Below are 22,228 nucleotides of genomic sequence, written 5' to 3' on the forward strand. Positions count from 1 at the left end.
TTCCTAGACTGTGGTCATGCCCGACTCCCGCCCCGTCACGCTGCTCGACGTGGCACGTGCCGCGGGCGTGGGCAAGTCCACCGTCTCCAATGTGCTCTCGGGCACGGGGCGGTTCTCCGACGAGACGCGCCGCGAGGTGCTCGAGGCGGCCGCCCGGCTCGGATACCAGCCCAATCGGGCCGCCCGCCGGCTGCGCGGTGGCCGCACGGGCGTGGTGGGTGTGCACGTGCCCGGGGTGCCGTCAACGTCGGAGTTCTACATGCGCTTCGTGTTCGGTGCGATGGAGTACCTCTCGTCGCGCGGGCGCGACACGGCCATCCTCGGAGGCCACGAGCGGGCCGCCTTCCCCGCGGTCGACGGTGTCGTCGTCGCCGATCCGCACGCCGACGACCCCACGGCGGTGGCCTTGCTCGCTTCAGACGTGCCGAGCGTGAGCTTCGAGCGGCCCTACGGTGCGGCGATGCCCCGGCCCGACGTGGTGGTGCGGTGCGACCACGACCGGGCGCTGAGGTGGGTGCTCGACCACCTGCGCCACGAGGGTTCGCGATGGCCCGCGATGATGCTGCCGCCGGAGACCGGCGACTGGGCGGTTCAGCTGGGCGCCGCCTACCGCTCGTGGTGCCGCGAGAACCGGGTCGAGCCCGTCGTGGTGCCGATCAGCTGGATCCCGTCACCGGCGGAGATCGAGAGTGCGACCGCCGTGTTGTTGCGGCAGCACCCCGGTGTCGACGGCCTCTTCTGCGCTCCCGTCGACACGGCACCCGCCACCCTCGCCGTGCTGGCGGCGGAGGGCCGCCGGGTCGGCGAGGACTTCCTCCTGGCCACGGGAACCGAGTCGGCGACGGCGGCACTGGTCCAGCCGCCCATCACCTCCATCGATCTCGACCCGCTGACCGCGGGATCGCGCTGTGCGGAACTGCTCGACGCGGTGCTCGAGGGGGCCGAGCGCGGCGAGGTCGAGCATCCGATCACCCTCCGGCTGCGCTCGTCGACGCGGGGGAGCGGCACGTTCACAGTCCACGGAGGGCGAGTGCGTCCTCGACCCGTTCCCCCGCCTCGGTGAGGGTGGCACCGGCCGCGACAGCGTCGGCGTAGAGCTGCTCCATCTCCGCCTGCACGGTGGCGTAGCGGCGCTGCCACTCGGTGGCGTCGGCTCGCCAGTAGCCGACGCTGGCGACGCGGTCCCGCGCCAGCCCGTGCCGTTCGCGCCACACCGCACGCGCGCGTCGTGCGTCGCCGGCCTCACCGGCGAACCACGCGTAACCGTCGCCGCTGGCGGGCGGGTCGAAGGCTTCGATACGGGCGATCAGGGTGTCGCGCGCGACCCCGTTCCCGGCACCGAGCCGGGCGTCGATCCGGGCCGAGCGGGGAGCCACCACGCGCAGCTCGGCGAGATCGGTGTCGTCGAGCGCGTCGACGAGCACGGTCGCGGCGACACCGTCGGGCAGCCCCTCCAGGATGCGCAGCACCGCGGGCAACCCGGTGAGGTCGGCCGCGAGCACCACCCAGTCGGTGGCCGCCGGAGGCCGGTACCAGCCGCGCTGCCGCCACAGCACGAGGCCGTCCCCGGGGGTCGCGCGCGCCGCCCACTGCGAGGCGACTCCGTCGCCGTGGAGGACGAAGTCGATCGCGACGGTGCCGGCCTCCGGATCGGCGGAGCGGATGGTGTAGTTGCGCCCGACAGGGGGCTCGTCGAGGTCGTGGAAACCCCACTCGCCGTCGCGCAGCGTCATCGCGGGCGGTGCGGTCTCGCCCTGGCGGGGGAAGTAGAGCGTGACCGACTCGTCGGGCACGGCGTTCGTGACGTAGTCGCCGAGGCCGGCTCCGCCGAGCTCGACCCGCACGAGATGCGGGCCGAGCCGGTGCACCGCGACCGTCTCGGCCGTCCAGCTGCCGATCGTCATCGACTCAGTCCTCCGGGGCGGAGAACGCGCTCGTGGTGGCCGGGTCGCCGTCGACCGCCGTGGCAAGGGCCGGCACGATGGTGTCGATCACGTACGGCAGGCTCAGCACCGACGAGAACACGAAGGCGCCGTTGGCGTCCTTGCCGAGGAAGACGTCCCGGCCCTCGGTGTGCACCGGGAGATCGGCGTAGAGCGGGTTCTGCAGCAGCGACACCATGATCTCGTCGTCGGCGGCCTCCGACCACACGGCGACGTCGACGTCGAGCAGGTCGAAGCGCTCCTGGCTGAGGGTGACGTACTGGTTCTCGTTGTCGGTGAGCTCGGCGACCTCGTCGGACATCACCAGACCGAGTTCCAGGAGGAGCTGGGAGGCCGTCGTCGCCGGGCTGTACACGTAGTACTGCCCCTCCCATCCGGAGGCGAAGACCGTCGAGGCGCCGTCGAGCTCGGGATACGTCGCGGCGACGGCGGTGATCTCGGCCTCGAGCTCGTCGACGAGTGCTTCCGCCTCGGCGGTCTTGCCGAGGATGGCCCCGGCCTTCAGCGTCATGTCCTGCCAGGTCACCGCCCAGCCGTCGTCGGCGGAGGGCTGGGCCACGGTCGGTGCGATCGCGGAGAGCGTGTCGTACTCCTCCTCGGTCAGGCCCGCCGACATGCCGACGATGACATCGGGGTCGAGTTCGACGATCTGCTCGAAGTCGAGCTCGGCCCGCGGCAGCACCACCGGCTCCTCGCCGTCGAGGTACTCCTGGGCCCACGGCCAGGTGGCCGAGGGCATGTCGCCGTACCAGTCGCGGATCGCCACCGGCACCTCGCCGAGCGCCAGGTAGTAGTCCTGCTCCTTGTAGCCGACCACCACGATGCGCTCGGGGTGCTCCGTGATCTCGGTCTCGCCGAACGCGTGAGGGATGGTCACCGGGTAGGCGCCGTCGGAGGCCGTGGTCGCGTCGGGTTCGGCGGAGGCGCCGGCCCCGCAGGCGCTCAGGGCGACGGCGGCCGCGGCGAGCAGCGCGGAGGCGGCCAGGCGTCGCGTGATGATCGTGCGAGAGGTCGTGGTCATGCGTGTGCTGTCTTTCGGTGGAGGGTGACGTGGGAGGAAGGCTAGGCTTACCTCATGTAAGAATGGTGGAACGTTCCAGCATTGTCCAGTCCCCTCCCGAGGATCCCTCCCAGATGACCGCGCCCGCATGAGACGCACCGCATCGCGGCGCCGTCTCGCCCTCGCGTTCTCGGCCGCGCTCGTGCTGCTGGCGGCCGTCGTCGTGCTGAGTCTCGCGGTGGGTGCCCGCGAGCTCTCACCCGCCGCCGTTCTCGGGGCCCTGGTCGATCCGGTGGGAGACGACGTCTCCCACATCGTCTGGACCGTCCGGGTGCCGCGCACCGCGCTCGGCCTGGTCGTGGGCGCGGCACTGGCGCTGGCCGGCGCGCTCATGCAGGCGGTCACGCGCAATCCCCTCGCCGACCCCGGCCTGCTCGGGGTCAACGCGGGAGCAGCCGCCGCCGTCGTGCTCGCGGTGGTGCTCGGTGCGCCGCAGGACCCCGCGCTGCGTCTCGGGCTCGCGCTGCTCGGCGCCGGCGTCGCCGCGGCGATCGTGATCGGTCTCGGCAGTGCGGGTGGGGCCGGCGGCCAGGGGCGGCTCGTGCTCGCCGGCGCCGCCGTGAGCGCGAGCCTCGCGGGTGTGGTCGCGGGAATCACCCTGCTCGACCAGGAGGCCTTCGACCAGTACCGCTTCTGGGCCGTCGGCAGCCTCGCCGATCAGCCGCTGTCGTCGCTCCTCGTGCCGGCGCCCGCCCTGGCCGCGGGCCTCGTACTCGGTCTCACGCTGGTGAGCCGGCTCGACGTCCTCGCCCTCGGCGACGACGGGAGCTCTGCGCTCGGCGTCCATCCCGCGCGCACCCGCGTGCTCGGGCTGCTCGCCGTCGTGCTGCTGTGCGGCGCGGCGACGGCCGTCGTCGGGCCGATCACCTTTCTCGGGCTCGCCGTGCCGCACGCGGCGCGCCTGATCTGCGGGCCGCGGTCGGGCTGGATCGTGGCCTTCAGCCTGGTGCTGGGCCCTGTTCTTCTGCTCGGCGCCGACATCATCGGCCGGCTCGTGGCGCGCCCCGGGGAGATCGAGGTCGCCATCGTGATGGGCGCGGTCGGCGCCCCCGTCTTCATCGCCCTGGTGCGCACGCGATCGGTGCCGGCACTGTGAGGCTGCGCGGTGTCGTGCTGGTCGCAGGGCTCTGCGCCACGGCGGCCGGGCTGATCGTGGTCGCGGTGTCGACCGGTACGGCGGCCATCTCCTGGGGCGAGGTCGTGAGCACGCTCCTCGGCGAGGGCGACGAACGCTCCCGCCTGGTGCTGTTCGAGCTGCGACTGCCACGGCTCGCCCTCGCGCTCGTGGTCGGCGGCGCCCTGGCGGCGGCCGGTGCCCTGTTCCAGAGCATGACCCGCAACCCGTTGGGCAGTCCCGACCTGGTGGGTTTCACGACGGGTGCCGCCACCGGTGCGCTGGCCGCGCTGCTGCTCCTGCCCACGGCGGTCCCGGCGGGCGCAGGCGCCGTGGTCGGCGGTCTGGCGGTCGCCGCGGTCGCGCTCGCCCTCGGCGGCACGGGCCACCGCCTGGTGCTGGTCGGCATCGGCCTGGCCGCCCTGCTGACCTCGGTGAACGCCTACCTGCTCACCCGTGCCGACGTGACCGAGGCGCAGAGCGCGGCGGTGTGGCTGGTCGGCAGCCTCAACGGCCGCACCGCCTACTTGCCGATGACCGCGATCGCCGTCGCCGTGCTCCTGGTGCCGGCGGCCCTGCTCTCACGGAGTCTCGCCGTGATGGAGCTCGGCGACGACAAGGCGGACTCCCTCGGCATCGCACCCGCGAGGATGCGAGTCGTGGTCGTGGTGGTGGCGATCGGCCTCACCGCCGCCGCGGTGGCCGCGGCCGGGCCGATCGCGTTCGTGGCGCTCGCGGCACCGCAGCTGGCCAGGCGTGCCGCCCGTGCCGCACGACCCCTGGTGCTCACCTCCGCCCTCCTCGGAGCGGTGCTGCTGCTCGCCTCGGATCTGCTTGCTCAGCGTGTCCTGGCACCGCAACAACTGCCGGTGGGGGCGGCCACGGGCGTTCTCGGCGGCGTCTACCTCGCCGTCGTCCTGGCCCTCAACGCACGACGGGAACGCCGATGACCACCCAGCCTCCGCACGCATCCGGGGCGAACGGTGCCGCGATCGACCTGCAGCACGTCACCATCGCCTATCACCGCAGGGTGGTGTGCGACGATATCTCGCTCTCGGTCGCCGCCGGATCGTTCACCGTGCTCGTGGGCGCCAACGGATGCGGCAAGTCGACCCTGCTCAAGGCCGTCGCCGGCACCGTTCCGGTCGCCGCGGGCACGGTGACGGTGGAGGGCCGGCCCCGTCGCGCGTGGGGTCGCCGGGAGCTCGCGCGGAGGGTGGGACTGCTGCCCCAGAGCAACGTGGCGCCCGAGGGCATCCTCGTGCGCGACCTCGTCGCACGAGGCCGGCACCCGTACCGCTCCGCGCTCCAGCGGTGGTCGCGGGCCGACGACTCGGCGGTCGACGAGGCATTGGCGGCGACGGGGCTCACGGCGGTCGCCGACGAGGCGGTCGACCGGCTCTCCGGCGGGCAGCGGCAACGGGCCTGGCTCGCGATGCTGCTGGCCCAGCGCAGCGAGATCATGCTGCTCGACGAGCCGACCACCTATCTCGACATCGCGCACCAGCACGAGCTGCTCGAGTTGCTCGGCCGGTTGCACGCCGAGGGTCGCACCATCGTCGCGGTGCTCCACGACCTCAATCAGGCGGCACGGTATGCCAGCGACGTGCTGGTCGTCGCCGGGGGTCGCGTGGTCGCCGCCGGCCGGCCCGCCGAGGTGCTGACGGCACAGGTGGTGGAGGAGGCGTTCGGCGTGCGCTGTCGGGTCGGCACCGATCCGGTCAGCGGCACCCCGGTGTTCTTCACGGAGTCGGTGCCGGGAGCGGGCGGATGAGCCCGGGCCGGATCAGGCGAGCGTCGCCTCACCGGTCGGGTCGGGGGCGCCGCCGTCTTCGAGGGCACTGCCGCCCAACGGGGCGTTCTGCCACGACACAGCCTCCCAGCCCGCCTCGGGCGAGCCCTCCAGGATGACGATGCCCGTGTTCTCGAGTCCGTGCGTCCGGCTGAACTCGGCGTCGATATTGCCCGACGACCACGAGGCCCAGGTGCGGATGGCGGCGCCGTGGCTGAACACCGCGACCGTGCCCTCCGGATGCGCGGCGGCCAGCTCCCGGATCGCCCCGTCGTAGCGGGCGTGGAACTCGTGGCCGTCTTCTCCGCCCGGGATGCGCGCGGAGAAGTCGGTCCACCACCCGAAGAGGGTGCCGAGGTAGAGCCGGATCGCCTCGCTGTCGGAGCGGCCCTCGATGTCGCCCGCGGTGATCTCGCGGAGACCGTCGAACTCGATCGGCGCGAGGCCCAGGGCCTCCACGAGCGGAGCCGCGGTCTCGTGCGTGCGGCGCATGGTCGACATCGCGATCGCGTCGATGCTCTCCGCCACGAGCGCGGCCGGGATCGCCGCTGCTTGGGTGCGGCCCAGCTCGGTGAGGCCCGGGCCGGGCACGACCGTGCCGAGGGCCCCGTTCGCGTTGTCGATGGTCTGGCCGTGTCTGATCAGGAGGAGTCGCATCCCGTTCAGCCTACGGCCCCCGGCGGTCGCCGACCGCTAGTGTGACTGCATGGTCTTCCGGTCCCGCACCCGCACCCTTCTCGCCGGCACCGCGCTCGCCGCCGTCGCACTCGCCGTCACCGCCTGCTCGGGCGACTCCGGCGGCACCGTGTCGAAGGGCAGCATCATCGGCACCTGGGTGACGGGGGAGGAGTACGACAGCCCCGAGGTGCCGTTCGTGCGCTTCTCCGACGACGGAACCTGGATCGGCTCCGACGGATGCAACGGCGCCCAGGGCGAGTGGGAGATGAGGTCCACCGGCGACTTCGAGGCGACCGCCGGGGTGAGCACGCTGATCGCGTGCGACGGCGCGGCCATCCCGCTCGCGGTCACCGAGGCTGCGAGCGTCTTCGTGATCGACGGAGACCTCGAACTGCGGGATGCCGACGGCGGCACCATCCTCGCCCTCGTCGACGCACCGGCCGACATGACCGAGGGCGATGGCGGCACTCGGGGCGAGGCGGCCGGAACCTGGGTCTCAGAGGTGCCGGGCGCCTCGCTCGTGCTCGATCCCGACGGCGCCGTCTCCGGCAGCGACGGCTGCAACCGCCTCACCGGGAGCTGGACGGAGGCCGACAACGTGGTCATCTTCAGCGGCCTCGCCTCGACCCTCATGGCCTGCGAGGGCGTGGACACCTGGCTCTCGCAGGCGACCTCCTTCAGCTACGACGGAGACGAGGCGCTCGTCGTCGGTGCCGAGGGCACCGAGATCGGAACGCTCACGAGGCAGTGAGCGCTACTTCGCCACTCCGGCGAGGCTTCCCACCGTCTTGCCGTTCGGGTCGCCGATGAGGCACGAGACCAGGCGGTCGCCCCCGTCGGTCCACGAGCCCTCGGTCGGCGTGAAGTAGGTGTACCCGTAGACGGAGCTGTCGTACGAGATACCGGTGAAGGTGTCGAAGGCGGCGAGGCAGCCCGCATCGGCCTCCGAGTCGACCTGGTCGTCGCCGGGGAACTCGTCGCCGGTGAGCTCGAAGTCCTCGTAGACCTCGAAGTCGTGCTCATCGGTGCAGTCGACGATCGGCACCTCGCTCACCTCGGTGCCCGAGGTGTCGTTGAGGCACTGGCCCACCGAGAGGGTGAACACGTCGGTGTCGGTCTGGGTGATCTCCTCGCCCGTCTGGGAGTCGGTGGCCGGCGGGGCCGAGCTCGGGAAGAGGGCGGTGCAGCCGCCGAGGAGGAGGGCGAGCGTCGCGGTCGTGGCCGCCACTCCGATTCGGGTGATCGCAGAAGTCGTCATGACCTTCATTATGGCCCAGACCCCCACAACGGGGGACGGGTGATCACCCGGCGGCGATCATCCGGAGCACCTCGTCGTGGAGCGGCCCGTTGGTGGCCAGCGCGCTGCCTCCCCATGGTCCCGGAGCGCCGTCGGCCGAGGTGAAACGTCCGCCGGCCTCTTCGACGATCGGCACCAGGGCGGCCATGTCGTAGGGCTGGAGGTCGAACTCCGCCGCGATCTCCAGTCGCCCCTCGGCCACCATCATGTACGACCACATCTCGCCGTAGGCCCTCGTGCGTTCGACCGCACGGGCGAGGGCCGTGAGCTGGGGGAGACGCCCCTCGTCGTCCCAGCCCTTGAAGCTGTTGTAGCTGAGAGAGGCGTCGTCGAGGCGGGTGACGCCGGATGCGCGCAGGCGTTCGGGCGAGTCGGCTCCGCCGTCGAGGAGATCGGTCGTGAAGGCGCCCGCTCCTCTCGCCGCCCACCAGCGCCGGCCCAGGGCGGGCGCGCTCACCACGCCGACCACGGGCACCCCGTCGAGCGCCAGCGCGATGAGGCTCGCCCAGACCGGGATGCCGCGGAGGAAGTTCGCGGTGCCGTCGATCGGGTCGATGATCCACTGGCGGGCCGGATGCGCGCCCGAGGCGCCCCCGTACTCCTCGCCGAGCACCGCGTCGCCCGGCCGCTCGGTCTCGAGGAGGGCGCGGATGGCGCGCTCGACGGCGCGGTCGGCATCGGTGACGGGGGTGCGATCGGGCTTCGTGGTGACGTGCAGGTCGACCGCGCGGAAGCGGTCGCGGGAGATGACGTCTGCCGCGTCGGCCAGCCGCAGGGCCAGTGTCAGGTCGTCGGTGAGCGAGGGGGAGGGGGCCGGGTCGGTGGTCACCGTCTCAGGCTAGCCCGTCTCGACCGGGCTCCCCGTGGTGTCGAGGAGCTTGCGCAGCGACTCGATGCGCGCGAGGCCGCTGTCGCCGAGCTCGCCGGCCTCGACGCGGTCGACGATCTCCCAGTCGTGCGCCTCGGCGAGCGGCACACCGCCCGGCGGCTCGCCCTCGGGCACCCTCGCGGTCGCCGCGAAGGAACGCAGGATGTTGGCGGGCTCGACGTGGCCGAGGCCGAAGGAGCGCACCCCGGGCGTGTCGATGATCCAGCCGGTGCGGCCGTCGGCGGCGTGCATCCTGAGGCAGACGGTCGACGAGGAGGTGTGCCGGCCGCGCCCCGTCACCGTGTTGACCACGCCGGTGGCGCGGCCGGCGTCGGGGACGAGGGCGTTGACGAGGGTGGACTTGCCGACGCCCGAGTGACCGACGGCCACGGTCGTGCGACCCACGAGCAGCTCGGTGAGCTCGGCGACGGGCACGGCGTCGCGGGACAGCGTGACGACGCGGATGTCGAGGCAGTCGAACTCCGCCAGCAGGGGTGCGGGGTCGGCCAGATCGGTCTTGGTGACGCAGAGGACCGGGTCGATCCCGGCATCGAAGGCGGCCACGAGGTAGCGGTCGATGAGCCGCGCGCGCGGTTCGGGGTTGGCCGCGGCCACCACGATGAGCATCTGGTCGGCGTTCGCGACGATCACCCGCTCCACGGCGTCGGAGTCGTCGGCGCTCCGCCGCAGGAGGGTGGTGCGCTCATGCACGCGCACCACCCGGGCGAGCGTGCCCTGGTCGCCGCTGACGTCGCCGACGAGATCGACGCGGTCACCCGTGACGATGGGGGTGCGGCCGAGCTCGCGCGCCCGGGAGGCGGTGATCTCGTGCTCGCCGGGCAGGTCTTCGTCGACGAGCACCTGGAACCGGCCGCGGTCGACCGTCATCACGCGGCCGGGCACCGCGTCGTCGTGCTTGGGCCTGGTCTTGGTGCGGGGACGGTTGCCCTTCGGGTTCGGGCGGATGCGCACCGAGGACTCGTCGAACTCCTCGTCGTCGTCCTCGTCGGCGTCGTCTGCCCACCAGCTCATGCGCCGCCCGCGAGCATCGCGCGCCACAGTTCGGGGAACTGGGGGAGGGTCTTCGAGGTGGTGCCGATGTCGTCGACGAGCACGCCGTCGACCGCGAGGCCGACGAGGGCGCCCGCGGTGGCCATGCGGTGGTCTTCGTAGCTGTGCCAGACGCCGCCGTGCAGCGGTCGCGGGGTGATGCGCAACCCGTCGGGCAGTTCTTCCACCTCGCCCCCCAGGCCGTTGATCTCGGCCGCGAGGGCGGCCAGACGATCGGTCTCGTGATGGCGGATGTGGCCGATGCCTGTGATCTCGCTCGGGGACTCGGCGAGAGCCGCGAGGGCCACCAGAGGGGGAGCGAGCTCGCCACCCGTGGAGAGATCGATCTCCATGCCTCGGATGACGTCGCCCCCCGTGACCGTGAGCCGGTCGCCGTCGAGCTCGACCGAGGCTCCGAACAGGGGCAGCAGCGACATCAGGTCGGCTCCGACCTGGGTGGTGACGGCCGGCCAGCCCGTGATGGTCACCCGGCCCCCGGCCACGAGCGCGGCCGCGAGGAACGGTGCGGCGTTCGACAGGTCGGGTTCGATGGCCACCTCGGCCGCCGAGATCGGGCCGGGAGTCACGCTCCAGCCGGCCCCGCCCGCCGCGGCGTCCACCTCGGCGGCGACCCCTCTGGCGGTGAGCGAGGCCAGCGTCATCTCGATGTGCGGCTGACTGGGCAGCCGCTCGCCGCTGTGGCGCAAGCGCAGGCCGCTCTCGAAGCGCGCGGCCGACAGCAGCAGACCGCTCACGAACTGGCTCGACGAGGAGGCGTCGATGGTGAGCTCGCCGCCGCGCACGCGACCGGAGCCGTGCACGGTGAAGGGCAGGGCCCGCCGGCCGTCGTCGCCGATGTCGACGCCGAGTTCGCGCAGCGAGGAGATGGTGGTGGCCATCGGGCGTCGCCGCGCGCCGGCGTCGCCGTCGAAGGTGGTGGGGCCGAGAGCCAGAGCGGCGACCGGGGGGAGGAAGCGCATGACCGTGCCGGCGAGCCCGCAGTCGATCGTGGTCGACCCGAGCAGCTCGGTCGCCGGCGTCACCACGAGGTCGGCGCCGAAGGCACCGGTGCCCGGAACCTCGTCGATGCCGGTGCCGAGGGAGCGTAGCGCCTCGATCATGAGGTCGCTGTCGCGGGAGTGCAGCGGGGCCCGGAGCACCGAGGGGCCGTCGGCGAGAGCCGAGAGCACGAGCTCGCGGTTGGTGAGCGACTTCGAGCCGGGGAGCGACACCGTCGCGTCGAGCGGGCCCTGCGCCCTCGGGGCCTCCCAGTCGCCCGCAGAACCGAGCGGCGCGTCGTCGCCGTAGGGGTTGAACCGCGGGGTGGAATATCTCGAGACAGGCATCGGTTCTCACAATAGTCCGAGGAACACCACCCAGGAGGATCAGCAGCGTGATGGCCACAGCCGTTCTGACGGCGCCCCCGGTCGTAGACTTGCCGGTGATGAGCACTCCCACCCCCGACCCGCGCGCGCTCTTCGAGGAGCAGGCGATCCCCTTCCTCGATCAGCTCTACGGCGCCGCGCTGCGCATGACGCGCAATCCCGCCGACGCGCAAGACCTCGTGCAGGAGACCTTCGTCAAGGCGTACGCCGCGTTCGGCCAGTTCGAGCAGGGCACCAACCTCAAGGCGTGGCTCTACCGCATCCTCACCAACACCTTCATCAACACCTACCGCAAGAAGCAGCGCGACCCCTACCAGGGTTCGACGAGCGAGATGGAGGAGTGGCAGCTCGGCGGTGCGGAGTCGGCCACGGCCACCTCCAGCCGCTCGGCCGAGGCGGAGGCCATCGACCACCTCCCCGACAGCGACGTCAAAGAGGCGCTGCAGTCGATTCCCGAAGACTTCCGGCTGGCCGTCTACCTGGCCGACGTGGAAGGGTTCTCCTACCAGGAGATCGCCGACATCATGAAGACCCCCGTCGGCACGGTGATGAGCCGTCTGCACCGAGGCAGACGACTGCTCAGGGGTCTCCTCGCCGACTATGCGAAAGAGCGCGGGCTCGCCGCCGCGCCGAGCAGCACCAGGAGCGGAAAGTGAACAACGACTGCGGTTGCGACAAAGCACGAGCTGAGCTCGAGGAGTATCTGCGCAACGAGTTCTGCCGAACGAACGCCGAAGACATCCGCTCCCATCTGGAGACCTGCGAGGGCTGCCAGTCGGAGCTGCACGTCGGCATCGTGCTCACCCAGACCGTGCAGCGTGCGTGCAAAGAGGTGGCACCCGAGGAGCTCCGCGACCAGCTGCTGCTGACGCTGCGTACGCTCGAGTCTCGCTAGCACACCTCCCGTCATTAAGTAGCCCTCACTTAATTCTCTCCCGCCGGGCTACTGTGAGCCCCGGATGCGCAGGGGTGCGCATCGCGAGAGATGGGGAGTGGGTTCATGGGTAGAGCTCTGCGCGCCGCACTGGCGGTCACCATGACGGTCGCGGCGGCGGTGCCGTTCGGTCTGGGGTCGGCGGCGGCCGGCGCCGACGAACTCGCGCCACCGGTCGTGAGCCGGGTGTCGGGTGCCGATCGCTACGAACTGGCCGCGACGCTGGCCGTGCAGAGTCGCCCGGCGGGCGCCGACATCGTGTACGTGGCGTCGGGCGAGAGCTATCCTGATGCGCTGAGTGCCGGCCCGGCGGCCGTGCACGGCCGGGGCGCGCTCCTGCTCGTGCGCGCCGATGCCGTGCCGACCGCCGCTGTGTCGGCTCTCGCGACCCTCCGGCCGCCGCGCATCGTAGTCGTGGGAGGGCCGGCCTCGGTGTCACCCGCGGTGCTGACCGAGTTGCAGAGGCTTGCGCCTGCCGCGTCGGTGACCCGCATCTCCGGCGCTGATCGCTATGAAGTGAGCCGCACGGTCGCCACCACCGCGTTCGCGCCGGGCCTTGCCGAGACCTTCGTCGCGACGGGCCGCAACTTCCCCGACGCGCTGACCGTGGGCGCCGCCGCCGGTCTGCTCGACTCTCCCGTGGTACTCGTCGACGGCGCGCTGCCTGGTGTCGACATCCCCACCGTGCGCTCTCTCGACCAGCTTCGCACCTCGCGAATCACGCTGGTGGGCGGGACGAGCTCGGTCTCCGCCACGGCGGAGTTCTCGCTCGGTCTCACCCACTCGGTGCGTCGCATCGACGGCCCAGACCGCTACACGGTCTCCCAGAACATCAACACGACCATCCCGGCCAGCTTCGAGACCGTCTACCTCGTGACGGGCGAGAACTTCCCCGACGCCCTCGCAGGAGGGGTGCTCGCCGGCACACGCCATCGCCCGATGTACATCGTGCCGCGTGACTGCGTTCCTGCACCGGTGCTGGCGACGATCACCACGAACCGTCCTGACCGGGTGGTGCTGCTCGGCGGCCCGGCGTCGCTCGGCGACGGGGTGGCCCGGCTCGAAGCGTGCAGCTGAGGGCCGGGTGCCCCGGCGCACCCGGGCCGGATTCACCGGGCCCGGGCGCGCACCTTGTCAGGCCAGAGCGCGGGCCAGCAGCTCGGACTGCTCGACGGCGTGGCGCTTCGCCGAGCCGGCGGCCGGTGAGGCCGCCGCCGGCCGCGACACCACCGAGAGCGTGCGCCCCTCGAGGCGCGAGGCGAGTTCGGTGCACATGAACGGCCAGGCACCCTGGTTCTGCGGCTCGTCCTGCACCCACACCAGCTCGGCGTTCGGGTAGCCGGCCGCCACAGCGTTGATCTCCTCGACGGGCAGCGGGTAGAACTGCTCCACGCGCACCAGGGCCACGCTGTCGTCGGGCGTCTTCTGGAGCTCGCTGGCGAGGTCGTAGTGGATCTTGCCCGAGTGCAGCAGCACCTTGCGCACGGCGCCCTTGTCGGTGATGCGCGCATCGTCGATGACGGTCTGGAAGCGGCCGCTCGTGAGCTCGTCGACCGTGCTGGTCGCCCCACGCAAGCGCAGCATGGCTTTGGGGGTGAACACGATCAGCGGCTTGCGCGGCCGGGCGTAGGCCTGGCGACGGAGCAGGTGGAAGTACGAGGCCGGTGTCGAGGGCCGCGCGACCGTCATGTTGTCTTCGGCGCACAGCTGCAGATAGCGCTCGATGCGCGCCGAGCTGTGGTCGGGCCCCTGTCCCTCGTAGCCGTGAGGGAGGAGGAGCACGAGCGACGAGCGCTGGCCCCACTTCTGCTCGGCCGAGGAGATGAACTCGTCGATGATGGTCTGCGCCCCGTTGGCGAAGTCGCCGAACTGCGCCTCCCAGAGCACCAGGGCGTCGGGCCGCTCGACCGAGTAGCCGTACTCGAAGCCCATCGCCGCGTACTCGCTGAGCAGCGAGTCGTAGATCCAGAACCGTGCCTGGTTCTCGGCGAGGTTCGCCAGCGGCAGCCACTCCTGGCCGTTCTCGCGGTCGTGCAGCACGGCGTGACGCTGCACGAAGGTGCCGCGGCGCGCATCCTGACCCGCCAGGCGCACCGGGGTGCCCTCCACCAGGAGGGAGCCCAGGGCGAGCAACTCGCCGAAGGCCCAGTCGATGTTGCCCGTACGGCTCATGTCGACGCGCTTGGTGAGCAGCTGCTGCAGCTTCGGGTGCACCGTGAACCCGGCCGGCTTGTTGTCGAAGGCGTCGCCGATGAGGTGGATGGTCGACTCGGTCACCGCGGTCTCGAACGGGGTGGTGCGGCTGTCGTCGCGCTGCGACTCGGGGCGCTCGAGGTCGGCCACCGCCTGGGTGTCGGCGGTGATGATGGGGATCGACGCCGTCTGTGCGGCGTGCGTCTCGGCGAAGGCGCGCTCGAGGCGGTCTTGGAAGTCGCGGTGTGCGGCCTCGTACTCCTCCTCGGTGATGTCGCCGCGGCCCACCAGGGCCTCGGTGTAGAGCTTGCGCACCGAACGCTTGGCCTCGATGAGGTTGTACATGAGCGGCTGCGTCATCGAGGGGTCGTCGCCCTCGTTGTGGCCGCGGCGGCGGTAGCAGATGAGGTCGATGAACACGTCGCGGTGGAACTTCTGGCGGTACTCGAACGCCAGCTGCGCCACCCGCACCACCGACTCCGGGTCGTCGCCGTTCACGTGGAAGATGGGGGCCTGGATGGTCTTCGCCACGTCGGTGGAGTACACCGAGGTGCGCGACTCGCTCGGCGGCGTGGTGAAGCCCACCTGGTTGTTGATGTTGATGTGGATGGTGCCGCCCGTGCGGTAGCCGCGCAGCTGCGACATCTGCAGCGTCTCCACCACCACGCCCTGGCCCGCGAGTGCCGCGTCGCCGTGGATGAGGATGGGCAGGGTCGAGAAGGTGCCGATGGGCTTGCGGTCCTGCTTCGCCCGCGCGATGCCCTCGAGCACGCCGTCGGCCGCCTCGAGGTGCGAGGGGTTCGCGGCCAGGTAGACCGGGATCTCCTTGCCGTCGGCCGAGGTGAAGGTGCCCTCGGTTCCGAGGTGGTACTTCACGTCGCCCGAACCCTGCACGGTGCGCGGGTCTTGCGTGCCCTCGAACTCGCGGAAGATCTGTCCGTAGGTCTTGCCCGCGATGTTCGTGAGCACGTTGAGGCGCCCGCGGTGGGCCATGCCGATGGCCACCTCGTCGAGCTGCTCGTCGGCCGCGCCCTGGATGATCGCGTCGAGCAGGGCGATCGTCGACTCCCCGCCCTCCAGCGAGAAGCGCTTCTGGCCCACGTACTTGGTCTGCAGGAACGTCTCGAACGCCTCGGCCTCGTTGAGCTTGGCCAGGATGCGCATCTGCTCGTCGTGGCCCGGCTTGGCGTAGGGCCGCTCCACCTTCTCCTGGATCCAGCGACGCTGCGCCGGGTCTTGGATGTGCATGTACTCGATGCCGATCTTGCGGCAGTACGAGTCGCGGAGGACGCCCAGGATGTCGCGCAGGTACGCCTGCCGGGTGAGACCGAACTCTCCCGTCACGAACTCGCGGTCGAGGTCCCAGAAGGTGAGGCCGTGCGAGGCGATGTCGAGGTCGGGGTGCGTGCGCTGGCGGTACTCCAGCGGGTCGATGTCGGCCATGAGGTGGCCGCGCACGCGGAACGCGTTGATGAGCTCCTGCACGCGCGCCGTCTTGTCGATGGCGCTGGCCTCGTCGACCGAGATGTCGGCGGCCCAGTGGATGGGCTCGTAGGGGATGCGCAGCTCGGCGAAGATGTTCTCGTAGAAGTCGCGCTGCCCGAGCAGCAGCTCGTGCACCTTCTTGAGGAACTCGCCCGAGCCGGCGCCCTGGATGACGCGGTGGTCGTAGGTGGAGGTGAGGGTGATGACCTTGCCGATGCCGAGGTCGGAGAGCACCTTCGCCGAGGCGCCCTGGAACTCGGCCGGGTACTCCAGCGCCCCGGCTCCGATGATGGCGCCCTGGCCCTTCATGAGGCGCGGCACGGAGTGCACCGTGCCGATACCGCCCGGGTTGGTGAGCGAGATGGTGGTGCCCTGGAAGTCGGCGGCGGTGAGCTTGTTCGCCCGGGCACGCTGCACCAGATCTTCATAGGCGGCGAGGTACTCGTTGAAGCCCATGGTGTCGGCGCGCTTGATGCCAGGCACGAGCAGCGCGCGGGTGCCGTCGGGCTTCGGGATGTCGATGGCGATGCCGAGCCCGATGTGGGCGGGCGCCACCACCGAGGGCTTGCCGTCGACCTCGTCGTAGTAGACGTTCTGGCTCGGGAACTCCTTGAGCGCCTGCACGAGAGCCCAGCCGATGAGGTGGGTGAACGACACCTTGCCGCCGCGGGCGCGGCGCAGGTGGTTGTTGATGACGATGCGGTTGTCGATCATCAGCTTGGCGGGAATGGAGCGCACGCTCGTGGCGGTGGGCACCGTGAGGCTCGCGTCCATGTTCGTGGCGAGCGTCTTCGACATGCCGCGCAGCGGGGTCACGACGTCGTGATCGGCATCGCCCGCGGTCTCCTCGGCGCTGAGGGTCTTGGTCGACGGGGCCTCGGCCGGGATGGGCTGCGGCTTGGCCTGGAGGCTGGTGGTCTTCGCGACGGGCTGGGTGGCGGGCCGGGCGTCGGTGGCCACCGGGGCGGCGGATGCGGTGGGCGGGGTCACCGGGGGAGCGACCGGTGCGGCCTCGACCGGCGTCTCCACCGGAGCGGCCGGTGTGCCGCCCGTGCGCGCCAGGTGCGAGCGATAGCTCTCGAGCACAGGCCACCACGACCTGTCCACCGAGTCCTTGTCGGCGACGTACTGCTCATAGAGCTCGTCGACCAGCCATTCGTTCGCGCCGAACTCTCCCGAGTTCGCTTCGTCGGTACCCGTACCCGTCAACTGGCTGGTCAAAGCCGATCGCCCACTCTCCGTTGCCTCTGCATGGCACGTGCCGGTGTCTTCTGCTGCGCTGCTTGTTCACGCGTGGACACGTGCACGTTCAAGCCTAGACCTTCCGCGGAGCGCCTCCGGCACCTCCCAGGCGGTTACCGTTGTTCTCATGGAGTTCTACGGTGGCGCCTCGCGCGACGATCTGACCTATTCCGACGTCTTCCTCATCCCGTCGCGGTCGGCGGTGACCTCGCGGCTCGACGTGTCGCTCGCCCCGGGCGACGGCACCGGTGCGACCATCCCGATCGTCTCGGCGAACATGAACTCGGTCACGGGCCCCCGCCTGGCGGCGTCGCTCGCCCGCCGCGGCGGGCTCGGTGTGCTGCCGCAGGACATGCCGCTGCAGGAGCTCGCCGAGGCGATCCGCTGGGTCAAGAACCAGCCGGTGATCTTCGACACCCCCTACGACTTCGCGCCCGAGACCACCGTCGAAGAGGCCAGGTTGCATGTTCCGGCCGCTCCCGGCCAGGGCATCGTGCTGCACGATGCCGACCGTGAGTACCTCGGCGCCATCGCCGCGACCCGGCTCGCCACCGCACTCCCCGACGCCAAACTCGGCGACCTCCTCCACGGCGCGATCACCTCGATCTCGGCCGACGACATCGACGGCCCCCGCGACGCCTTCGACGCGATGGTCGCGGCCGACCTCGAGTTCGCCCCGGTGCTGCAGCACGGGGCGGTCGTGGGTACCCTCAGCCGCACCAGCGCCCTGCGCGCCACCATCTACGAGCCCGCGGTCGACGCCGACGGCCGACTGCGGGTGGCCGCGGCGGTCGGCATCAACGGAGACGTGGTCGAGAAGGCGAAGGCGCTGGTGCAGGCGGGCGTCGACGTGCTCGTCGTCGACACCGCCCACGGTCACCAGGAGGGCATGCTCCGGGCGCTCCGTGCGCTGCGCGAGGCGGCCCTCGGCGTGCCGATCGTGGCGGGCAACGTGGTCACCCCCGCCGCGGTGAACGACCTCGTCGACGCCGGGGCCGACATCCTCAAGGTGGGCGTGGGCCCCGGTGCAATGTGCACCACCCGCATGATGACCGCGGTGGGCCGTCCGCAGTTCTCGGCCGTGCTCGAGACCGCGGAGGCCGCCAGGGCCCTCGGCGCCCACGTGTGGGCCGACGGCGGCGTGCGCTACCCCCGCGACGTGGCGCTCGCCCTGGCGGCCGGCGCCTCGTCGGTCATGATCGGCTCCTGGTTCGCCGGCACCATCGAGGCGCCGGGCATGCTGCAGACGGATGCGGAGGGACGGCTCTACAAGGAGAGCTGGGGAATGGCCTCGACCAAGGCGGTCAAGGAGCGCTTCGGCCGGCTCGACGCCTACGAGCTCGCCCGCAAGACGCTCTTCGCCGAGGGCATCTCGTCGAGCCGCATCTACCTCGATCCGCTCCGCCCCTCGCTCGAAGACCTGCTCGACATGATCACCTCGGGCGTGCGCAGCTCGTTCACCTATGCCGGTGCCGCGACCCTCGCCGAGTTCCACGAGCGCGCGCTGGTGGGCATCCAGTCCGCCGCCGGCTACGAGGAGGGCAAGGCGCTGCCGGTGAGCTGGTGAGGGCGGTATAGTCGGACGCACCATGGACGACCCTCCCTCTGCCCATCCCGGTGATCATCTGAGCAGGGGCCGGCATGGGCTTTGAATGGGTGATGCTGGGCATAGGTCTCGTGCTCACGATCGGCACGGGCTTCTTCGTGGCGAGCGAGTTCTCGCTGGTGAACCTCGACCGGTCCGACCTCGAGGGGCGATCCGCCCGCGGCGAGAAGGGTCTGCAGCCCACCATCACGGCGCTGAGGCACACCTCCACACACCTCTCGAGCGCCCAGCTGGGCATCACGCTCACCACGCTCCTCACCGGGTACACCATGGAGCCGGCCATCTCGAGCCTGTTGCGCGAGCCGCTGGTCGGGGTGGGCATCCCGGAGTCGGTCGTGCCGGCGATCAGCGCCGTGACGGGCATCGTGGTGGCCACGCTGCTCTCGATGATCATCGGCGAGCTCGTGCCGAAGAACTTCGCGCTCGCGCTCCCGCTGCGCACGGCCCGCATCGTGGTGCCCTTCCAGCTCGGTTTCACCATGGTGTTCCGGCCGGCGGTGGCGGTGCTCAACGGCAGCGCGAACGCCCTGCTCCGTCTCATCGGCATCGAGCCCAAGGAGGAGCTCTCCGGGGCCCGCACGGCCGAGGAGCTGTCGTCGCTGGTGCGGCGCTCCGCGAGCGAGGGCAGCCTCGACGTCGACACCGCGACCCTGCTCAACCGCACGCTGCTGTTCGCCTCGCACGACGCCTCCGAGGTGATGACGCCCCGGCCCCGGGTGGTGAGCGTGAAGCGCGACGACCCGGCCTCGACCGTGCTCGCGCTGGCCAGGAGCACGGGGCACTCGCGCTTCCCGGTGATCGACGACGGCATCGACGACGTCGTCGGCCTGGTGCATCTCAAGCAGGCGGTCGCCATCCCGCGCGAGCGCCGCGCCGAGGTGCCGGTCGCGGCGATCCTCACGGAGCCCCTCCGGGTGCCCGAGACCATGCAGGTCGACGTGCTGCTCGGCGAGCTGCGCGGTCGCGGCTACCAGATGGCGGTGGTGCTCGACGAGTACGGCGGCACCGCCGGGGTGGTGACGCTCGAAGACCTCGTCGAGGAGCTCGTGGGCGAGCTGGTCGACGAGCACGACCGAACCCGGGCCGGAGTGGTGCGCTCGCGGGACGAGATCACCTTCCCCGGCATGCTCCGCCCCGACGAGCTGGCCGAGCAGGCCGGCATCCGGGTGCCCGAGGAGGGCCCCTACGAGACCGTGGCGGGGTTCGTGATGAGCGAACTCGGCCGGTTGCCCATCGTCGGCGACACCGTCGGGCTGCCCGGCGGCGAACTGCGGGTGGAACGGCTGGACGGCCGGCGGATCGACAGACTGCGCTACATCCCCGCCCCCGAGTCCGACCAGGAGGACGGCGACACCGCGCGCGGGGAGGTGCGGCATGGCTGACTGGCTGGGGATCGTGTGGCTCGTGGTGCTGCTGGCCGGCAACGCCTTCTTCGTGGCGGCGGAGTTCGCCGTGATCTCGGCCCGGCGCTCGCAGATCGAGCCGCTGGCCGAGCAGGGCAAGGCCAGCGCCAAGACGGCCATCTTCGCGATGGAGCACGCCACCCTGATGCTCGCGACCACGCAGCTCGGCATCACGGTGTGCTCGCTGCTCATCCTCAACGTGTCCGAGCCCGCCATCCATCACCTGCTCGAGGGGCCGCTGCACCTCACCGGGCTGCCCGAGGAGATGATCGGCACGGTGGCGTTCATCATCACGCTCGTGCTGGTGTCGTTCCTGCACGTGGTGCTCGGCGAGATGGTGCCGAAGAACATCTCGTTCTCGATGCCCGACCGGGCGGTGCTGCTGCTGGCCACCCCTCTGGTCGGCATCGCGCGGGTGTTCCGGGTGGTGATCGGTGCCCTCAACGCCTCCGCCAACGGCGTGCTGCGGCTGTTCAGGGTCGAGCCCAAGAGCGAGGCCGCGAGCGCGTTCACCCTCGACGAGGTGTCGACCATCGTGGAGCAGTCGACGAAGGAGGGCGTGCTCTCCGACCGCGCGGGCACCCTCAGCGCCGCGTTCGAGTTCACCTCGAAGACGGTGACGGATGTGGCGGTGCCGCTGGGCTCGATCGTGAGCCTGCCCGAGACGGCCACCCCGGCCGACGTCGAGCGCGCCGTGGCCCGGCACGGCTTCTCGCGCTACGTGCTGGTCGACGCGGAGGGCCTGCCCACCGGCTACGTGCACCTCAAAGACGTGATCGACCTCGACGACGACGAGTTCGATCTGCCGATCCCGGCCAAGCGGGTGCGGCAGCTGCAGTCGCTGTTCGAGAAGACCGAACTCGAAGACGCGCTGGCGGCGATGCGGCGCTCGGGGGCGCACCTCGCCCGTTCGTTCACCGCCACGGGTCAGACCACGGGCGTGCTCTTCCTCGAAGACATCATCGAGGAGCTGGTGGGCGAGGTGCAGGACGCCACACGGCGGTAGCCGGCCAGGCGGCAGCCGCCCCGGCCGCTACGAGGCGTACGGCGCGCGCTCGTACTGGCGCGGCCAGTATCCGACCTCGGCCCCGAGCTCGTGGGCGAAGCGCAGTCCCGCGTGCGGGTCGCGCAGCCACTCCCGGCCCATGAGCACCGCGTCGGCCCGGCCTGTTGCCACGACCTCCTCGGCCTCCTGAGGGGTGGTGATGAGCCCGACGGCCGTCACCGGGGCGTCGATGCGCTCCTTCACGAAGTGCGCCACCGGCACCTGGTAGAGCGGGCCCACGGGCACGCGCGCCTCGGCCACGAGTCCGCCGGTCGAGATGTCCATCACGTCGGCGCCCTCGGCGGCCGCCCACCCGGCCACGGTGGCCGTCTCCTCCTGGGTCCAGCCGCCCTCCACCCAGTCGGTGCCCGAGAAGCGCACGAACAGCGGCACCCCCTCGCCGATCTCGGCGCGCACCGCCCGCACCACCTCGAGCAGCAGGCGGGCCCGGTTCTCGAGCGACCCGCCGTACAGGTCGTCGCGGTGGTTCGACAGCGGAGACAGGAACTGGTGGAGCAGGTAGCCGTGGGCCGCGTGCAGCTCGATCACCCCGAACCCGGCGTCGATCGCCCGGCGGGCGGCGGTGCGGAAGTCGTCGACGACCCCGCCGATCTCGTCGAGGGTCAGGGCGCGCGGGGCGGCGTAGCCTGTGAAGGCCTCGGCCGAGGGCGCGACCGTCTGCCAGCCGCCCTCGTCGAGCGGAACGCTCCCGCGGCCGTCCCATGGGCGCCGGGTGGAGGCCTTGCGGCCCGCGTGCGCCAGCTGGATGCCCGCCACCGCCCCCTGCCCGGTGATGAACGACACGATGCGTGCGAAGGCATCGCGCTGCTCGTCGTTCCAGAGCCCCAGGTCTTCGGGCGAGATGCGGCCCTCGGGCGAGACCCCGGTCGCCTCGACGATCACCAGACCGGCACCACCCGCCGCGAAGGCGCCGAGGTGCACCAGGTGCCAGTCGGTGGCGACGCCGTCACGGCGGTCGACGGAGTACTGGCACATCGGCGCCACCCACAGTCGGTTGCGGAAGGCCGCCTCACGGACGGTGAGCGGGGAGAACAGGGCGGATGCGGTCACGGAACACCTTTCGTCGTCTTGAGGGCAGCGGGTGACCGGGGCCGAATATTCCCGGCCGCCTA

At 71.4% G+C, this 22,228-nt stretch carries 20 protein-coding genes; 11 read left to right on the plus strand and 9 right to left on the minus strand.

Going from position 1 to position 22,228, the window contains the following annotated elements; all coding sequences use genetic code 11:
- Positions 1 to 16 precede the first annotated feature (16 nt).
- The gene (locus N1031_RS01220; protein ID WP_259477760.1) at positions 17 to 1,063 is read left to right on the plus strand and encodes a LacI family DNA-binding transcriptional regulator; all 1,047 of its coding nucleotides are present in this window, start codon (positions 17 to 19) and stop codon (positions 1,061 to 1,063) included.
- Here N1031_RS01220 and N1031_RS01225 read toward each other — a convergent pair.
- Together N1031_RS01225 and N1031_RS01230 are read right to left on the minus strand one after the other, a co-directional pair.
- On the minus strand, positions 1,011 to 1,904 hold the full coding sequence (locus N1031_RS01225; protein ID WP_259477761.1) for a siderophore-interacting protein: 894 nt from the start codon (positions 1,902 to 1,904) through the stop codon (positions 1,011 to 1,013). The two genes, N1031_RS01220 and N1031_RS01225, sit on opposite strands and share 53 nt — an antisense overlap.
- Positions 1,905 to 1,908: 4 nt before the next feature.
- Positions 1,909 to 2,964: an iron-siderophore ABC transporter substrate-binding protein gene (locus N1031_RS01230; protein ID WP_259477762.1), complete on the minus strand. Its 1,056-nt coding sequence runs from the start codon at positions 2,962 to 2,964 to the stop codon at positions 1,909 to 1,911.
- Positions 2,965 to 3,091: 127 nt separating this feature from the next.
- On the opposite strand from N1031_RS01230, the gene N1031_RS01235 reads away from it, so the two are divergent.
- Genes N1031_RS01235 through N1031_RS01245 form a run of 3 tightly spaced genes read left to right on the plus strand, consistent with a single transcriptional unit; the run spans position 3,092 to position 5,891 of the window.
- Positions 3,092 to 4,099: a FecCD family ABC transporter permease gene (locus tag N1031_RS01235; protein ID WP_259477763.1), complete on the plus strand. Its 1,008-nt coding sequence runs from the start codon at positions 3,092 to 3,094 to the stop codon at positions 4,097 to 4,099.
- A 14-nt stretch (positions 4,100 to 4,113) separates the two neighbouring features.
- Complete coding sequence (locus tag N1031_RS01240; RefSeq protein ID WP_259477764.1) at positions 4,114 to 5,067, plus strand: FecCD family ABC transporter permease; 954 nt, start codon at positions 4,114 to 4,116, stop codon at positions 5,065 to 5,067.
- Positions 5,064 to 5,891, plus strand: a complete 828-nt coding sequence (locus N1031_RS01245) for an ABC transporter ATP-binding protein (protein ID WP_259477765.1) — start codon at positions 5,064 to 5,066, stop codon at positions 5,889 to 5,891. The genes N1031_RS01240 and N1031_RS01245 overlap by 4 nt, the downstream gene beginning before the upstream one ends.
- Positions 5,892 to 5,903: 12 nt before the next feature.
- Here N1031_RS01245 and N1031_RS01250 read toward each other — a convergent pair whose 3' ends face one another.
- Positions 5,904 to 6,566, minus strand: a complete 663-nt coding sequence (locus tag N1031_RS01250) for a histidine phosphatase family protein (RefSeq protein WP_259477766.1) — start codon at positions 6,564 to 6,566, stop codon at positions 5,904 to 5,906.
- Positions 6,567 to 6,615: 49 nt separating this feature from the next.
- Between N1031_RS01250 and N1031_RS01255 the strand changes: the two genes are divergently transcribed.
- Positions 6,616 to 7,338 carry an META domain-containing protein gene (locus tag N1031_RS01255; protein WP_259477767.1) on the plus strand — a complete coding sequence of 241 codons (723 nt, stop codon included), beginning with the start codon at positions 6,616 to 6,618 and terminating at the stop codon, positions 7,336 to 7,338.
- A gap of 3 nt (positions 7,339 to 7,341) precedes the next feature.
- Here the strand turns inward: N1031_RS01255 and N1031_RS01260 are convergent, their stop codons facing one another.
- From N1031_RS01260 to aroA, 4 genes are read right to left on the minus strand one after another with little or no spacing between them, the layout of a single operon-like run.
- Entirely contained in the window at positions 7,342 to 7,845 is a 504-nt protein-coding gene (locus tag N1031_RS01260) for a septum formation family protein (RefSeq protein ID WP_259477768.1), read from the minus strand.
- A 43-nt stretch (positions 7,846 to 7,888) separates the two neighbouring features.
- On the minus strand, positions 7,889 to 8,713 hold the full coding sequence (locus N1031_RS01265; RefSeq protein WP_259477769.1) for an inositol monophosphatase family protein: 825 nt from the start codon (positions 8,711 to 8,713) through the stop codon (positions 7,889 to 7,891).
- Between the two features lie 9 nt (positions 8,714 to 8,722).
- Positions 8,723 to 9,784, minus strand: a complete 1,062-nt coding sequence (gene rsgA / locus N1031_RS01270) for a ribosome small subunit-dependent GTPase A (RefSeq protein WP_259477770.1) — start codon at positions 9,782 to 9,784, stop codon at positions 8,723 to 8,725.
- A complete protein-coding gene (aroA, locus tag N1031_RS01275) occupies positions 9,781 to 11,148 on the minus strand; it encodes a 3-phosphoshikimate 1-carboxyvinyltransferase (RefSeq protein WP_259477771.1) in 1,368 nt (455 codons plus the stop codon). The genes rsgA and aroA overlap by 4 nt, the downstream gene beginning before the upstream one ends.
- Positions 11,149 to 11,246: 98 nt before the next feature.
- Here aroA and N1031_RS01280 point away from each other — a divergent pair, with 98 nt between their 5' ends.
- From N1031_RS01280 to N1031_RS01290, 3 genes are all read left to right on the plus strand, one after another.
- The gene (locus tag N1031_RS01280) at positions 11,247 to 11,843 is read left to right on the plus strand and encodes a sigma-70 family RNA polymerase sigma factor (RefSeq protein WP_259477772.1); all 597 of its coding nucleotides are present in this window, start codon (positions 11,247 to 11,249) and stop codon (positions 11,841 to 11,843) included.
- Positions 11,840 to 12,082, plus strand: coding sequence for a zf-HC2 domain-containing protein (locus N1031_RS01285; RefSeq protein WP_259477773.1), 243 nt, complete (start codon positions 11,840 to 11,842; stop codon positions 12,080 to 12,082). The genes N1031_RS01280 and N1031_RS01285 overlap by 4 nt, the downstream gene beginning before the upstream one ends.
- Before the next feature lie 105 nt (positions 12,083 to 12,187).
- A complete protein-coding gene (locus N1031_RS01290; RefSeq protein ID WP_259477774.1) occupies positions 12,188 to 13,198 on the plus strand; it encodes a cell wall-binding repeat-containing protein in 1,011 nt (336 codons plus the stop codon).
- A 57-nt stretch (positions 13,199 to 13,255) separates the two neighbouring features.
- Here the strand turns inward: N1031_RS01290 and N1031_RS01295 are convergent, their stop codons facing one another.
- Entirely contained in the window at positions 13,256 to 17,020 is a 3,765-nt protein-coding gene (locus N1031_RS01295) for a multifunctional oxoglutarate decarboxylase/oxoglutarate dehydrogenase thiamine pyrophosphate-binding subunit/dihydrolipoyllysine-residue succinyltransferase subunit (RefSeq protein ID WP_259477775.1), read from the minus strand.
- Positions 17,021 to 17,168: 148 nt separating this feature from the next.
- Between N1031_RS01295 and guaB1 the strand changes: the two genes are divergently transcribed.
- From guaB1 to N1031_RS01310, 3 genes are all read left to right on the plus strand, one after another.
- Positions 17,169 to 18,608, plus strand: coding sequence for a GMP reductase (gene guaB1, locus N1031_RS01300; protein ID WP_259477776.1), 1,440 nt, complete (start codon positions 17,169 to 17,171; stop codon positions 18,606 to 18,608).
- Between the two features lie 92 nt (positions 18,609 to 18,700).
- Entirely contained in the window at positions 18,701 to 20,029 is a 1,329-nt protein-coding gene (locus tag N1031_RS01305; protein ID WP_259477777.1) for a hemolysin family protein, read from the plus strand.
- A complete protein-coding gene (locus N1031_RS01310) occupies positions 20,022 to 21,056 on the plus strand; it encodes a hemolysin family protein (RefSeq protein ID WP_259477778.1) in 1,035 nt (344 codons plus the stop codon). The genes N1031_RS01305 and N1031_RS01310 overlap by 8 nt, the downstream gene beginning before the upstream one ends.
- 27 nt (positions 21,057 to 21,083) lie before the next feature.
- Here N1031_RS01310 and N1031_RS01315 read toward each other — a convergent pair whose 3' ends face one another.
- The gene (locus tag N1031_RS01315; protein ID WP_259477779.1) at positions 21,084 to 22,166 is read right to left on the minus strand and encodes an NADH:flavin oxidoreductase/NADH oxidase; all 1,083 of its coding nucleotides are present in this window, start codon (positions 22,164 to 22,166) and stop codon (positions 21,084 to 21,086) included.
- Positions 22,167 to 22,228: the final 62 nt, after the last annotated feature.

Source organism: Herbiconiux moechotypicola, from assembly GCF_024979255.1.
Taxonomy (GTDB): domain Bacteria; phylum Actinomycetota; class Actinomycetes; order Actinomycetales; family Microbacteriaceae; genus Herbiconiux; species Herbiconiux moechotypicola.

What these genes read in the sequence shown, in the direction of transcription:
- N1031_RS01235 (WP_259477763.1), top strand. Translation starts at nt 3,092, where the DNA reads ATGAGACGCACCGCATCGCGGCGCCGTCTCGCCCTCGCGTTCTCGGCC.
- N1031_RS01220 (WP_259477760.1), top strand. Translation starts at nt 17, where the DNA reads ATGCCCGACTCCCGCCCCGTCACGCTGCTCGACGTGGCACGTGCCGCG.
- N1031_RS01280 (WP_259477772.1), top strand. Translation starts at nt 11,247, where the DNA reads ATGAGCACTCCCACCCCCGACCCGCGCGCGCTCTTCGAGGAGCAGGCG.
- N1031_RS01310 (WP_259477778.1), top strand. Translation starts at nt 20,022, where the DNA reads ATGGCTGACTGGCTGGGGATCGTGTGGCTCGTGGTGCTGCTGGCCGGC.
- guaB1 (WP_259477776.1), top strand. Translation starts at nt 17,169, where the DNA reads ATGGAGTTCTACGGTGGCGCCTCGCGCGACGATCTGACCTATTCCGAC.
- aroA (WP_259477771.1), bottom strand. Translation starts at nt 11,148, where the DNA reads ATGCCTGTCTCGAGATATTCCACCCCGCGGTTCAACCCCTACGGCGAC.
- N1031_RS01290 (WP_259477774.1), top strand. Translation starts at nt 12,188, where the DNA reads ATGGGTAGAGCTCTGCGCGCCGCACTGGCGGTCACCATGACGGTCGCG.
- N1031_RS01250 (WP_259477766.1), bottom strand. Translation starts at nt 6,566, where the DNA reads ATGCGACTCCTCCTGATCAGACACGGCCAGACCATCGACAACGCGAAC.
- rsgA (WP_259477770.1), bottom strand. Translation starts at nt 9,784, where the DNA reads ATGAGCTGGTGGGCAGACGACGCCGACGAGGACGACGACGAGGAGTTC.
- N1031_RS01245 (WP_259477765.1), top strand. Translation starts at nt 5,064, where the DNA reads ATGACCACCCAGCCTCCGCACGCATCCGGGGCGAACGGTGCCGCGATC.
- N1031_RS01260 (WP_259477768.1), bottom strand. Translation starts at nt 7,845, where the DNA reads ATGACGACTTCTGCGATCACCCGAATCGGAGTGGCGGCCACGACCGCG.
- N1031_RS01230 (WP_259477762.1), bottom strand. Translation starts at nt 2,964, where the DNA reads ATGACCACGACCTCTCGCACGATCATCACGCGACGCCTGGCCGCCTCC.
- N1031_RS01255 (WP_259477767.1), top strand. Translation starts at nt 6,616, where the DNA reads ATGGTCTTCCGGTCCCGCACCCGCACCCTTCTCGCCGGCACCGCGCTC.
- N1031_RS01305 (WP_259477777.1), top strand. Translation starts at nt 18,701, where the DNA reads ATGCTGGGCATAGGTCTCGTGCTCACGATCGGCACGGGCTTCTTCGTG.
- N1031_RS01225 (WP_259477761.1), bottom strand. Translation starts at nt 1,904, where the DNA reads ATGACGATCGGCAGCTGGACGGCCGAGACGGTCGCGGTGCACCGGCTC.